The following is a 13,138-nucleotide window of genomic DNA, read 5'->3' on the forward strand; positions in this document are numbered from 1 at the left end:
TGCGTTTACCTATGTTATCAATAGGATAGGTATGGTCAAAATGACCATATCCTAATACACTACTTTGTTTTTAAAGGTTAATCCAAAATTGGACTGAACAAAACGCAAATTTTCGTTTTGCTTATTTACCAATAAGATATGAAATAATTACAGTACCATTATTAATAATGTTCATCTAAAATATGCTCTCGGACGTCTTTCGATGTCTTATATGTTGTACTAGTCCACTGATCTTTTAATAATATCACCCTCTGAGATTGAAAAGTTCTTTCTCCATCATCTGTATCTGCATCAAAATACCACTTATTATTTTCATATCTCTTATAAACATGGGTAATATCAATACCTCGAATGGTGATGTTTTCATGAGCATCTTCATACTTAAGAATATACCGATAAAGTGGAATTTTAGGTAAATGGGTATAAATATCCCAGTCATAATCTTTTTGAGGTTGTAGCTTTCTTTTTTCCTCATCAATGACTTCAGATCGAGTGCCTAATTTATTAGCTAAATCATTTGCATACTTTTCTCGCTCTTGTTGCGAGCGACTTATTTGCTTTTGGCTAAGTATTTTACTGGGTAGGTCATCGTTGCTTGTCGTATTTTCTGGCTTTTGCTTAAGAACATCACGCTTAAAATCTTCTTTTAAATTTGCCCAATCTTTTTTAAACTTAGCATTATTTTTTTCTTGATTTTCTTTACTAAATTGCCCCGTAACAACAGCATAAAAGAGCCAAAAGCAAAACAGTAGTATAAAAAAAATAATCATTTTAAAGTCTTTCTAATAATTACTAACGAACAATGCTATATACACATTGCGTTGAACCACATCTAGCCCCTGTTATTGTTACACCACTGATTTTTATACTTTGAATAGATTGACCACTTTTCATGGGTTTAATGAGTAAATCCATGCTTTGTTTACCTAGAAGCTTTTCGGTAAAGCTAATTGCCATCTGCTCTGCTTTTTTGTTTTCTTCTAATTTCTCACGACGTAAAAAAAGCCAAGCGACTTCAATCGTTTCTTTATTTAACTGTAACTCAAGACCAGTACTTGATGTTTTACTGTAATAATAAATTTTAGTAGCGGAATTATAACTTGCAGATACATCCTCAACTTCAACAGCTTTTTGGCCAACAAGTCCAAGTATATACGAGTCACTTTTAATATTATTTGCTGAGTGACTAACCCCTGAAATACACAGTAAAAAAACAGCGAGTAGCTTTTTCATAATCTAATTATTATAAAAAATAGTGAATCACTATCTTGACATAACGGCACACTATCGGCAAGATGTAATCACACAGCAAAATCTGTGTACAGGACTAGGAAACCTGCAGAATTCTACGAGCGCATAAAATATCGTCGCTTTAGCGACTATTTTTTTGCCTAAAATGTCTAATCAGCTATACTCGTTATGGCAGATCGGGCAGGGCAGCTTCGCGCTGGCCGTACTCGTAGAACGGTTTTCCTAGCCCTGCTCAGTCTGCCACCATTACCCTAGGAAAGTGATGGCGGTAGGTTTAAAAACTTATCTACGAGAATATAGTCATGAAAGCATCTAATCATGTGCTTAAGCACAGCCATACCTCACACATTCGTGTAAAAAAACGTCCTATCAAAACTCAAAGTCATGTCATTGAACATACACCAGTTTATGATTTAAAAGCCTTTGAAAAACGCCAAAAACAACGTAAATTAAATCAACTGGTTAAAACAACGTTCAGCCATTGCTTTGTCTTTGTAATGTTCACGTTTGCATTCTCATTACTATTTATTGGGGAATAAGCCATGAACGATAATATTATTCCTTATGTACCCATTGCAGATCGTGTACAGGCAACGGATGAAAAAAGTGAATTACTGTGCTGTCAGTTTTTTAATTTGATCGATCACCTGGTCAAGTCACAAATGACCTTTAATCATGACACCAGCAAAGGGTTTATATCCATTGCACCAGATCAGATTAATGACTTGGTTGAACAGTTGCCCGAAGTAACCGAGGGCAAAAAATTTGATCTCAATATTCTAAAACCATCTTTAGAGTGTTTGATTTACCCAAGATATATAGGTGAACAAACCATTGTCAGTCCAATTTGGAATGGCACGTCGGTAACAGTCTGGCAATTTCAATTAAACCAAATTGTTAGAGACAAGACGATGAAAAAAAATGAAGATGCAGAACTAAACTTGGATCAAGCGTTGTCATCATTGCGTATTTGGAGACAGTCATTAGAAGTGTCAGCAGATAACAAAGATGTAACTTATCAAACCACAGACTTGATCTATAAACTCATTGATATCGAGCAGAAATTAATAAGTGTACAAAATAGTGTAGAGTTATAAAAAATATGCGACCCTCATTTATGAGGGTCGTATCAATCAGAGAAAACAGCATGTCACATCAATATATACGAACATCATGGCAACACTTCCCTAAGGTTTATGTCTTTTATCCACTCAACACACTAAAAAAAGCCTCAGAACAAGATTATTATCAGGCAAAATCAGGTGACGTATTATCAGCGTTTAATTTATTGGCAGTAAAACTAGACACCTACGATAAAATCATTCAATCTGAGCATATCTTTACACCCAATAATCCAATTCTTGTGCCTGTACTTGCCATAGAAGCATTGGGCAACAACCGAATTCCTGCTGTATTTGCTGAAATGGTTGCAGAAATATTGAACTTACAGGTCAGTAGTGAGATCGTACAAACTGTAAAAGCAAATCATACCAATGCAGGAGCATATGAACGTATTGTGCGACAGCCTCGCTTTGAAGGATATGTTGAATCAGGCAGAAACTACATTATTATTGATGATACTGTTGCAATGGGCGGAACGCTTGCTGCTCTAAAGGGCTATATCGAATCACAAGGAGGGCATGTCCTTAAAGCAGTGACGATCACTGGACTAACCACCCCAGAATTTGATATCCGACCTTCTGAAAAAATGCTAAAATCGGTTATACTCAAACATCCAAACCTTTCACAATGGTGGCAATATGAATTTGGTTTCCCCATCGAATACCTCACACAAGGCGAACTCGGACACCTACGGACGCCAAGCTCACTTGACGAAATCAGAGATCGACTCATTACGTCAGGATTTCAAAGTAGCCATGAATCAAGCGAGAACATACATTAAAAGCAATAAGCCAAAAGGCTAAATCAGCTCGCAAAATTTTAGGGATACACTTTAAATGGTGTATCCCTTTTTTTCGACATTTTTATTGTTCTAAGTCTTTTGCGTAAACCTTTCCTAAGTTCAGCAAAGCCTCTTGCCCTTCAGGACTCAACTGTCTATAGGCTTTCAAAAGCAAACTTTCTTCACTGGTCAGCCCACTATAGTCAGGGTCAATACCAAGCAATACATATCGAATGTCAATGCCTTGTTGCTGGAGCTTTGCCAAATATACCCACTGATCTGGCACATGCTGTGTTCGTACATACGCACCTAGCGTATTTTCACTTGCACCAATCTCACGAGAAAGCGTTTTAGCACGAAGTTTCTTTTGCTCAAGTTCAGTTTTAAATCGCTGGGCAATATCAGCATTTAAATTAGGCTCGTCAGAAAGCATAAAAATATTTCCCTTAACTATTTAAAGAACAAAATAATGTGCTATAGTGGCACTTAGCACACCACTATGAGCTTAGATTACCTTATGAGCATAAAAAAATCACCCGAATTCCTTACCAGAGCACCAAAGCTTTCTGAACCAAGAGAGCGAGTCGTGTTCTATCTATCAAAAAGCGAACTTCGTGAAATAGAACAAATCGCACAACAAACCAATAGAAGCCGTTCAAGCATCATTGGTGAACGCTACAGCAAAGGCAAAGCACAGGAACAACAAGCATGAGCATCAACTACAAAAAGCAAAACCGTTCAAATCGTTACAACGTCAACTTAACCGATGACGAAGCAGACTTCTTTGGTGTCATCTCAAAAATGACAGGTGTTCCAAAGGGCACAATCATTCGCCAACTAGCCGTTAAAGGTGCATTACAAGAGCTCACAGCCGAACAAGAATTTAACCTAGAGTCAGTCTTAAGAAAAGGCGCAGGTGAGCCCCTCTACTAGGAACTGAGCCATGCAAAAACATGAAGTAGCACTCTCAGACCAAGAGAAAGAACTCGTCATAGAAGTTCAAAAAATGATGGGTTTTAACAGTATAGAAGAAACGATTGAGTACCTTGCCAAAAAACGCATTCATGAAATGTTAGCAAAGTTGGCAGGTGATGAAATCAAACGAAATAGAAAAATTTGCTAGGTAGTTTAGACAATATGATGTTTCCAGAAACCAGAGCACTTGTGATTGAAAAGCTACAAGATGTATATAGCTTCAAAATCAAAGCAGGTAATAAACTGCGAGGTCGTTGCCCTGACTGCAACCACAAAGAAGCATCAGCATGGGTCTATCCTGAAGAGCCGTGGGTAGTTTTCTGCCCACGTAAAAATCAATGTGGTCATGAAAACCATGTGCGTGACTTATTCCCGGAGTTATTTGAAAAATGGGAAAAACGCTTTACACCAACCCCTGAAAATCCAAATAAAACCGTAGAAGCATATTTAACAGAAGGTAGAGGCTTTCCTTTAGATCAGTTAAAAGCATTGAGCTATTCGCAAGAATATTACAAAAGCCAAGAGCATAACAAAGGCTCAATTACACTTCGTTTCCCAATAACAGATCAAGCAGGCAATGAAGGTTGGTGGCAACGTATTTTAGATGACCAAGGCATATTGCAAAAAACCACCTTTAAATTTGGTTGGGAATCTAAAAACCATGCGTGGCTTACACCCAATACCAACTATATCGAATCAAAAGAAATTTGGATCACCGAAGGGATATTTGACACCATCGCATTATGGCTATCAGGTATTACCAGTGTTTCAGCATTAAGTTGCAATAACTACCCATCTATTTTTTTAGAGCATTTAAAAGAAAAATGTCATCAAGATAAAAAGTCATTGCCTAAACTGATTTGGGCTTTTGATAACGACCCAGCAGGGCATGCTGGCATATTTAAAAACATTGAAAAGGCTATCGAACAAGGTTTTGAATGTGAAGCTGCACTTCCACCATCAAATCGTAAAAAAACTGACTGGAACGATCTATACAAACAAGATCGACTCGGCTTTCATGACGTAGAAACTTATAAATATTATGGTGCATTACTTGTTGCTGAAAAAGCTGTGGATAAAGGCATACTTATCTACAAGCACAAAGGTACAAAATCATTTCCATTCGATTTTAATAACCAAGTCTATTGGTTTAAATTAGATATGGACAAATACGATGATTATTTAAAAAACATCAACTTTGAAACAGATGATAATGAAGACTGGTTACAAGAAGAAAAAGATAAAGAAACCTCAGAAAGACGAGATGCTGCATTACTTCATGCCACTGAAGCCAAACTGATTATGGATTGCCGTCCACGAGGTTTGTACTATCAATATATGGCAGAAATTGATGAAGCAGATTATTACTTTCAAATAGATTTCCCTCGAGGAGCAAAAACCATAAAAAATACCTTTAGTGCATCACATATATCATCTGCATCTGAGTTTAAAAAACGCTTACTGCATGTTGCACCGGGTAAATTCTATAAAGGGAATAGCACACAGCTTGATGCTTTTTTAGAAAGAGAATTGACTGACATTAAACGAGTGGAGCTGATCAACTACGTTGGTTATCACGCAGAGCATAAAACTTATGTGTTGAGTGATATTGCATACCACAATGGAAAACAATTTCTAATTAATAAAGAAGACTATTTTGAACTGCCACGCCACACCAACTTAAAGTGTAAAGCCCCATTTTCATTGAATATCAATTCACAAATGAATGATTATAAAAAAGAATGGGTTACAGACTTTATTGGAGCTTATGGTGTACGTGGTTTGATTTCACTTACAGCCTTTTTCGGTAGTCTATATGCACAGCAAATTAGAAAAAGACACAAATCATTTCCATTTTTTGAAGCAGTAGGTGAACCAGGAACAGGTAAATCCACACTATTACTCTTTTTATGGAAACTGTTTGGCCGTATTAAATATGAAGGTGTAGATCCTGTTAAATCGACTAAATCAGGTTTAATTCGTACATTTAGACAAGTATCAAATCTACCAGTCGTGCTTGTTGAGTCAGAGCGAGAAAATGATCGGGGTGTCATTAAACAATTCGATTGGGACTCCCTTAAAACTTTATTTGATGGCGGTTCGTTAGGTGCACAGGGTGTAAAAAATGGAGGCAATGAAACCTATGAGCCACCATTTATGGGCACAGTGATTGTTAGCCAAAATGCGGAAGTGGCTTCAACAACACCCATTATGGAACGCATTGTTCAAACTAAGTTTGTTAAAGAGCAACTGACGAAAAACAGTTTATATGCGTCACGTCGGCTTGAAAAATATGAACCACAAGATGTTAGTCAATTTATTTTAAAAAGTTTGGCTAAAGAGTCTGATATTTTACAAACGTATGAACAAGGCTTTAATAAATATGATGCTGTTTTACATGATGAAAAGTACAGTATTCGTAGTTCACGTGTTGTTCAAAATCACTCACAATTTATGGCGTTATTTGATGCTTTATGCACACATATTGTTGATGTACCAAAGCAGATCCAAGAACAGGTACATGCTGAACTGATTGCCATGGCACAGACTCGAGATAAAGTCATTAAATCAGATTCAATTATGGTACAGAACTTCTGGAATACATTTGAAGAAATAGAATCATCTATTCCAAAACTACAAAGTAGTGAAACTAATTTAAATCACTCAGCAAAAACCAACCTGATTGCCATTAACTTTCCTCATTTATACAAAGTGGCAGCAGATTATCGTTATTCACTACCAGAGTTAAATGAATTACAAACGGCACTACGTCACAGCATACATTACAGATTTCTGGAGGTGAATAAAGCCATTCAAAGCAAGATCACAAACACCACGAAACGATGCTGGATATTTGAAAAGCCAGTGTCGCAACGGGATTAATCCCACAATCACAGGAAGCTAATTATGAAAAATCAGAAAGATTTAAATCATGTCGGTGAGAAAATAATTGAAACACTACGTGAGAAATTTCCAAACGATGAATTTTACATTCAAGAAAAAATTGATCGTTTAGCAATGATGCCTAACAAACACGACACTTTTCACTGGGCATTATGCCAGTTAGATGAATGTAACCTTTTCGCATTATTCGAAAAGTTAGGTATAGATAAACGTGGTTATAACTTCTACAACCATTTGTTTAAATGTCTTTAATCTAAAACACACATACAAAAGCGGCCACTTCTGTATGTGTCACACAACCACTGGAGAGCAATTATGCAAATTAAGTCTAACCTATCGAATGCGGTACTAACACCCCATTTAATTCACGCGAACTTTTATAAAAACCGAAAACAGCAGGTAAAACATGCTCTGGTCCAAAACAAAACGGTCTGCAAGTAATCAAACCGTTCACAAATGTGAAAAAGAACAGAGTAAAGAATGGCGGCTTCGACAAGTCCCCATTCTTAAAAATTTATCTAGCAATGCTGTTTTAACTAAAAGATAGGTTTAAGTCATGAATGAGAAAAAATATGCACAGATTTCTTTAAATCAGATGGTTTTGGGAAAAGATTTGCACAACCCGATTAAGGGGATTTTTGGGGTGTGGCAGTGAAAATATTTAATGGGTTTGCTGGACTGGGTGGTAATTCAATGCTCTGGCAAGAGCATCAAGTGATTGCTGTTGAAGAGAATGAAAAAATTGCAGCAGTTTATAAAAAATTACACCCAGATCACGAAGTGATTGTTGATGATGCTTATAAGTATTTTAAAAATAATCATGAGCAATTCGACTTTGCCTGGTTTTCTCCACCGTGCCAAAAGCACAGTAGAATGATGAAAGCTACTCGTCACAAAGTGGCTGATTATCCTGATTTTCGATTATATGAGCTGATTGTTTTTCTTGAGAATTTTTACAAAGGTGGCTGGATTGTTGAAAATGTGGTTCCTTATTACAAGCCATTAATTCAACCAACAAAAAAAGTTGGCCGTCATTTATTTTGGGCGAGCTTTGATATTTATGCTGAAGAAGTTAAACAACCCAAGGGATTCATTACAAAGTCAAATTTGCGGGGTAAGCAAGAAATGATGGATTGGCTTGGTATGCAGTTTGATGAAGTTATTTATTACAAAGGAAATCATTGCCCAGTCCAGGTTTTAAGAAACTGCGTTCACCCGAGTGTTGGTAAGCAAATTTTAGATAGCTATCAAAAAGGGATTGTGGTTCAACAACAATTATTTGGAGCGATAGCATGAACACATATAAATTTATTGCATTGAATGGGTTGGAGAAGGCGAGAACTTATCTAAATTTTGGTGCACCTTTTTCGTTAGCCAAAATAACACTCGAAAACGGGACTGTGATACTCGCGGATGACATAAAACAAGCCATAGCTGATTTTGAGTTTGTTAGTAAATGCGGTGGGATCAAAACCCGTTGGAAAGGCATCAATTTAGGCGAAATATCCGAAACCATGAAGAGTGATTATACGAATGTTTTTAGGTTTGAATATCAAATAGGAGAGGTTGATAAAGAAAGCAAAGTGTATTGAATATTTGGAAATATGTATTCAAGAAAAGAAAAATGAACAGGCTTTGGAAAACTAATTATGTCTAAATATCATTGTGAATGCGGTGGTTTAATCCTCCCAGATTTCGACTCATTTAAACTTGGTGATACAGTCAACTGTATGTTTGAAACACACAAGCCATTAGGTAATGGTCTTATAAGTGTTAATCAACGAGCATTTACAGGTATTATCATGAAAATAAGTGGTGATGACTTCGATATTAAATCTAAAAATAAAATTTATGATTTAAAACGTGGTGAATTTACACCTGCAGATGCACCAGGACCTATTGAATATTTCAGAATTGGAAAATGCTCTTGTTCTGATGGTATAGACGAAAACACACTTCCATTTATTTAAACACACCTTTCATGCACCTCTGCTCAGAGGTGCACTCATTTAAAATAAACCAAATTTAATGAAATACTTAAGTGTAGGATAACATATGTCTGCAGGACTGGAAATTCGTGGAAAATCAATGCGTATCTGGATGCGACCAATTGTCGGTGAGCAACTTATAAAAGAAAAACTCGACTGGCCACAAACACCGGATAATATTGAACGTGCTAAAAAATTAGCAGAACTCATTAAATTAGAGATACAGCTAGATAAATTTAATTTAGTGAAACATTTCCCTAACTCAAAACATTTAAGCAAAAACCAAATGTCATATTACATCGAGCAATACAAGGAATTGATTCGCCTAGAAGTCGCTCCAAGTACTTTTGATGGCTATAACAGCAATATTAAAACCCATATATATCCACGCTGGGCACAAATTAATCCAAAAGACATTGAAACAAGTACAGTCAGAAAATGGATTAACCAATTAAAAAGTGACCTTGCACCCAAAACAGTACGTGAAATTGTGACTCGTTTAGCATCAATTCATGAGCTTTGGAGACAGGAAAATAAAGTACCCTATAACCCGTTTGAAACAATTGTGATTCAACAGCTCGACGGTACAGAGCCTGATCCATTTACAAAAACAGAAATATCAATGATCCTAAATACAGAATCAGATAAAAGCATGACCAATTTACTGCCTTGTATTTTTTGGACAGGATTATCTATATCAGAACAGATCCCAATTGCATGGGAGGATATAGACTTAGAACATGGCACAATCATGGTGAGAAGAAACTATGTGAAGGGCTTTTATAAGGTCACTAAAAACAGACGTAGAAATCGAAAAATCAAGCTACTAGAACCTGCTATTAAAGCATTAAGAAAACAATATGCTAAAACAGGCAATAGTTATTCAAAAGTAGTTAATGTTCTACAACGTGATAACCGTACATACAAACAAGAAAAACTTCGGTTTGTTTGGATTAACCCAGAGCAAAATGCAACATTTGAATATCATGAGCTACGCTATCGCTGGCGTAAACACCTTGCACAATCAAATGTAAGAATAAGAGGAATAAACCAAGGTCGCCATACTTTTGCAAGCCAATTGTTGTCGAGTGGGCAAGTACCTCCAGAATGGATTGCAGAGCAGCTTGGCCATAGTGATACATCAATGATTTATAAACATTATGGAAAACTAATTGCAGAAGATTTACCAGATTACATTACCAAGCTGAATAACTACATCACCATGTAATTTGAATTACCGATTCATTACTCTATAAATTACTAAGCGATCTAAACTTAAGTGCCTAAAATATAAGGCACTTTTTTTATACATTACTTTATTACTCGAATAAATATATAGGTGCAATTAACAGTAAGTAATTTTGGGTAATTCCCATATGAGGTTTTTAAAAGGAGGAGGTTCTGATTAAGTTGTTATTTTATATTAAAAAATTACGGTTATTATCTAGGGTTCGAGCCCCATCATTCACCCCAATTTACGGAGCATAGCACAGCCTGGTAGTGCACCTGGTTTGGGACCAGGGGGTCGTAGGTTCGAATCCTACTGCTCCGACCAAAAAATACCGCTTTAAACAGCGGATTTTTTTTGCCTAAATTTTATGTAATTAAGGCATTACGATAATTGTTACTCTACGGTTATTTGATCTGTGCTCTTCAGTATCATTTGGGCTAACTGGCTCAGATGCACCACGACCAATCACTGTTATATTTGCCATCTTAAATCCATTTTGATAAAAAATCGTTGCAACACTCTGTGCTCTAATTTTAGAAAGCTTGGCATTATACTCATCACTTCCTACCCCATCTGTATGTCCAATCACTTTAAGTTTATATAGTTGATACTTTCTGAGCTCTTGTGATAGTTTTGTTAGACTTACTTGCTGTTTGGGGGTGATTTTTGATTTATCGAAATCAAATAAAATACGCTCGGGTAGACCTAGTGCCCAGCCCTCAGAGGTTAACTCAAAGCCCTCATGTTTTAGCATGAGAGATTGTTTGTAATTAAGGCCACCAAATTGGCAAGCTGAAAGCAGGTAAGTGCTTAATAGAATAAAAGCCATATATAGTATTTTATTCATGATCATTTGGCCTGTATATTGAGTGGTGTATAAACCAATTTACTGAAGAGTTCTTTGCTTTGTACATTGCTTGATCTGCTTGGGTAATTAAGTCCTCTAGTGAGGATGCATGTCTGAAATAGGCAGCACCAATACTAAAGCTAAAAAGTATTTCTTGTTTATTAAATTGTATGGAGCTGTTTTGGATCTGCATTAAGGTTTCAATGTGGTCAAATAACTGCTGTTGGTTGAATATGTTTGTTAATATAATTGCAAATTCATCTCCACCTAGTCTGGAGATAAAACAATCATTTAAAAGGGTAGATTTAAATCGATTTGCCATTTCAATAAGTACGCTATCACCAGCAAGATGACCATACCTATCATTGATTAATTTGAAGTTATTATTATCAATAAATAATAAAACTGCAGATGATTTTTCATGTGGTTGGTTGAATATATTAATTAAAAATTGATAAAAATAGCTTTTATTCGCCAAACCTGTTAGTGAGTCATGCTTTGCTTGGTGTGATAATTGGTGGTTTTCATCTTGCAATTGGTTATGCCAAGACTGAATTTCGGAAAGTAACTCATTAAACACATGATTTAAATTTTGAAATTCCTGAATTTTATTGTCAGGGAAGCGTAAATTATATGCTTTTTGATCACTTACCAGTTGGGCAATATGGGTAAGAGGGTAAATGGATTGCATAATAAAACGATACGTCACTTTCGCTGAAAACCAAAGTGTCATGAGCATTGCTGCCATACATGCAAAAATTGCGAAAAATATAGTAAATAAAAAATGCAAAGTTGCTTCGGAACTACCGTAAATCTGTATGACCCCAATTTTTTCTTGATGGTAGATAATAAAATTAGAGGGTTGTTTTAAGAACCAGTCATTTAGAAGGTTTTCAAAAAAAGAAAAACGGACTTTTGACTTTGTGCTACTTCCAATTAAATTATTTTTATTATCAAAAACATAAATGGTTTTAATAGAGTGTGTTTGCGTATACTCATTCAATACTTGTTTTAGAGTGACTTCATCTCTAAATACAAGTGCAGGTTGAATGCGCTCACTGAGTGTATTGCCAAGAAGGTTAATATTCTGTTGGACATAAGTCTTCATGATAAAAGTTGAGAGGGAAATAAACATCAAAAAACATATAAAAAGCATAACCAGAAAAGCAATAAACTGAGACTTTCTAAAAATGCTACGCAAAGATGTTTTTTTGAGGGTAGGCATTAAATACCCTCCATATTTTTTGCAAGAAGTAAAACTCTTGGATCAATATGTAATTTGGATCGAGCTAAGGCGTCTAAGTTCACATTGAATGTATACTGGTCTTTTCTTTTATACAAGCAAAAAATAACTTGTCCTTCACATTCAAGATTGTTTTCTGTGAAAGAGAGTATGAAAGGGCGGAAATTATTTTTAATAATATTATTTTGCTGAATTATGGATATATTGGGACTGAAAAAAATTGCATCACACTTGTGATTGTTTAGATCTCTCTCACTAATAGAGGTGACATTAAAAGAAGTCTTTTTATACTCAATTTCTTCTTGAAATATTGATGCAATATCATGATTTTCTAACACGCAAAGTAAGGGTTTTTGTGAATCCCATTTAGTATAGCTTAAAATAGCAAGCGTCAATGTATAGGCGTTGTGTGTATATCCTGCAGTTGCTAGCCCTGATAAAAGGCTTAGACCTATACAAGTGATAAGCCGTTTTAAATGATAAAAGAGCATACATGATATGAAAATATAATTAACTCCACTTTTATTATACTGAAAAAAGTTCATAAAATCACCAATTGTATGTAAAAATGCTCAATTAAGGATAAAAACCGACCATCCGAATAGGATAATTAAAAAAAGGTATTGCGTTTGTTATGGATTGATCTATAATGCGTATCCATCGGCGGTGCTGTTGGAAGAAACTTCTTAATAAACAATATCTTAGTTAATTAGTTTAGGGTTTAGGTCTTAGATTGATTGGTTAAGGGAGTTTAGTTAGGGGGTAGAAAAAACTTTCAAAAAGCATTTGACAAACT

General features: G+C 35.7%; 18 protein-coding genes and 1 tRNA gene. 13 read left to right on the plus strand and 6 right to left on the minus strand.

Translation table 11 applies throughout. From position 1 onward, the window contains the following. Positions 1-161: 161 nt before the first annotated feature. Both I2F31_RS07450 and I2F31_RS07455 read right to left on the minus strand, forming a co-directional pair. Positions 162-770, minus strand: a complete 609-nt coding sequence (locus tag I2F31_RS07450; RefSeq protein WP_195773581.1) for a hypothetical protein — start codon at positions 768-770, stop codon at positions 162-164. A 22-nt stretch (positions 771-792) separates the two neighbouring features. After that, positions 793-1,233, minus strand: a complete 441-nt coding sequence (locus I2F31_RS07455; RefSeq protein WP_195773580.1) for a hypothetical protein — start codon at positions 1,231-1,233, stop codon at positions 793-795. Positions 1,234-1,553: 320 nt separating this feature from the next. On the opposite strand from I2F31_RS07455, the gene I2F31_RS07460 reads away from it, so the two are divergent. The 3 genes from I2F31_RS07460 to I2F31_RS07470 are packed head-to-tail and all read left to right on the plus strand — an operon-like array spanning position 1,554 to position 3,154. Continuing rightward, positions 1,554-1,790 (plus strand): hypothetical protein, encoded by a 237-nt coding sequence (locus tag I2F31_RS07460; protein ID WP_213014823.1) that lies wholly within the window; start codon positions 1,554-1,556, stop codon positions 1,788-1,790. Between the two features lie 3 nt (positions 1,791-1,793). Beyond that, a complete protein-coding gene (locus I2F31_RS07465; RefSeq protein ID WP_195773578.1) occupies positions 1,794-2,348 on the plus strand; it encodes a hypothetical protein in 555 nt (184 codons plus the stop codon). 50 nt (positions 2,349-2,398) lie between these two features. Then, positions 2,399-3,154: a phosphoribosyltransferase gene (locus I2F31_RS07470; RefSeq protein WP_195773577.1), complete on the plus strand. Its 756-nt coding sequence runs from the start codon at positions 2,399-2,401 to the stop codon at positions 3,152-3,154. 82 nt (positions 3,155-3,236) lie between these two features. On the opposite strand, the gene I2F31_RS07475 is transcribed toward I2F31_RS07470, so the two are convergent. Further along, positions 3,237-3,587 (minus strand): hypothetical protein, encoded by a 351-nt coding sequence (locus I2F31_RS07475; RefSeq protein WP_195773575.1) that lies wholly within the window; start codon positions 3,585-3,587, stop codon positions 3,237-3,239. A gap of 84 nt (positions 3,588-3,671) precedes the next feature. Between I2F31_RS07475 and I2F31_RS07480 the strand changes: the two genes are divergently transcribed. From I2F31_RS07480 to I2F31_RS07525, 10 genes are all read left to right on the plus strand, one after another. Beyond that, entirely contained in the window at positions 3,672-3,866 is a 195-nt protein-coding gene (locus I2F31_RS07480) for a hypothetical protein (protein WP_195773574.1), read from the plus strand. Further along, complete coding sequence (locus I2F31_RS07485) at positions 3,863-4,087, plus strand: hypothetical protein (RefSeq protein ID WP_213014822.1); 225 nt, start codon at positions 3,863-3,865, stop codon at positions 4,085-4,087. The genes I2F31_RS07480 and I2F31_RS07485 overlap by 4 nt, the downstream gene beginning before the upstream one ends. A gap of 10 nt (positions 4,088-4,097) precedes the next feature. Beyond that, positions 4,098-4,277, plus strand: coding sequence for a hypothetical protein (locus I2F31_RS07490; RefSeq protein WP_195773573.1), 180 nt, complete (start codon positions 4,098-4,100; stop codon positions 4,275-4,277). 14 nt (positions 4,278-4,291) lie between these two features. Then, positions 4,292-7,012: a toprim domain-containing protein gene (locus I2F31_RS07495; RefSeq protein WP_195773572.1), complete on the plus strand. Its 2,721-nt coding sequence runs from the start codon at positions 4,292-4,294 to the stop codon at positions 7,010-7,012. Between the two features lie 24 nt (positions 7,013-7,036). Next, a complete protein-coding gene (locus I2F31_RS07500; RefSeq protein ID WP_195773571.1) occupies positions 7,037-7,285 on the plus strand; it encodes a hypothetical protein in 249 nt (82 codons plus the stop codon). A 393-nt stretch (positions 7,286-7,678) separates the two neighbouring features. Next, the gene (locus I2F31_RS07505; RefSeq protein WP_195773569.1) at positions 7,679-8,329 is read left to right on the plus strand and encodes a DNA cytosine methyltransferase; all 651 of its coding nucleotides are present in this window, start codon (positions 7,679-7,681) and stop codon (positions 8,327-8,329) included. Beyond that, positions 8,326-8,625, plus strand: coding sequence for a hypothetical protein (locus tag I2F31_RS07510; RefSeq protein ID WP_195773568.1), 300 nt, complete (start codon positions 8,326-8,328; stop codon positions 8,623-8,625). Before I2F31_RS07505 ends, I2F31_RS07510 begins: the two co-directional genes overlap by 4 nt. 57 nt (positions 8,626-8,682) lie before the next feature. After that, entirely contained in the window at positions 8,683-9,003 is a 321-nt protein-coding gene (locus tag I2F31_RS07515; RefSeq protein ID WP_195773567.1) for a hypothetical protein, read from the plus strand. 85 nt (positions 9,004-9,088) lie between these two features. Next, positions 9,089-10,249: a tyrosine-type recombinase/integrase gene (locus tag I2F31_RS07520; RefSeq protein ID WP_195773566.1), complete on the plus strand. Its 1,161-nt coding sequence runs from the start codon at positions 9,089-9,091 to the stop codon at positions 10,247-10,249. 250 nt (positions 10,250-10,499) lie between these two features. Next, positions 10,500-10,576 (plus strand) — tRNA-Pro (locus I2F31_RS07525). Between the two features lie 49 nt (positions 10,577-10,625). Here the strand turns inward: I2F31_RS07525 and I2F31_RS07530 are convergent. The 3 genes from I2F31_RS07530 to I2F31_RS07540 are packed head-to-tail and all read right to left on the minus strand — an operon-like array spanning position 10,626 to position 12,887. Next, positions 10,626-11,105, minus strand: a complete 480-nt coding sequence (locus I2F31_RS07530) for an OmpA family protein (protein WP_195769349.1) — start codon at positions 11,103-11,105, stop codon at positions 10,626-10,628. Further along, positions 11,092-12,324, minus strand: a complete 1,233-nt coding sequence (locus I2F31_RS07535) for a diguanylate cyclase domain-containing protein (protein WP_195769348.1) — start codon at positions 12,322-12,324, stop codon at positions 11,092-11,094. The genes I2F31_RS07530 and I2F31_RS07535 overlap by 14 nt, the downstream gene beginning before the upstream one ends. After that, on the minus strand, positions 12,324-12,887 hold the full coding sequence (locus tag I2F31_RS07540; RefSeq protein ID WP_195769347.1) for a YfiR family protein: 564 nt from the start codon (positions 12,885-12,887) through the stop codon (positions 12,324-12,326). The genes I2F31_RS07535 and I2F31_RS07540 overlap by 1 nt, the downstream gene beginning before the upstream one ends. Positions 12,888-13,138: the final 251 nt, after the last annotated feature.

This window comes from Acinetobacter rathckeae, assembly GCF_015627125.1.
In the GTDB taxonomy this organism is placed as follows: Bacteria; Pseudomonadota; Gammaproteobacteria; order Pseudomonadales; family Moraxellaceae; genus Acinetobacter; species Acinetobacter rathckeae.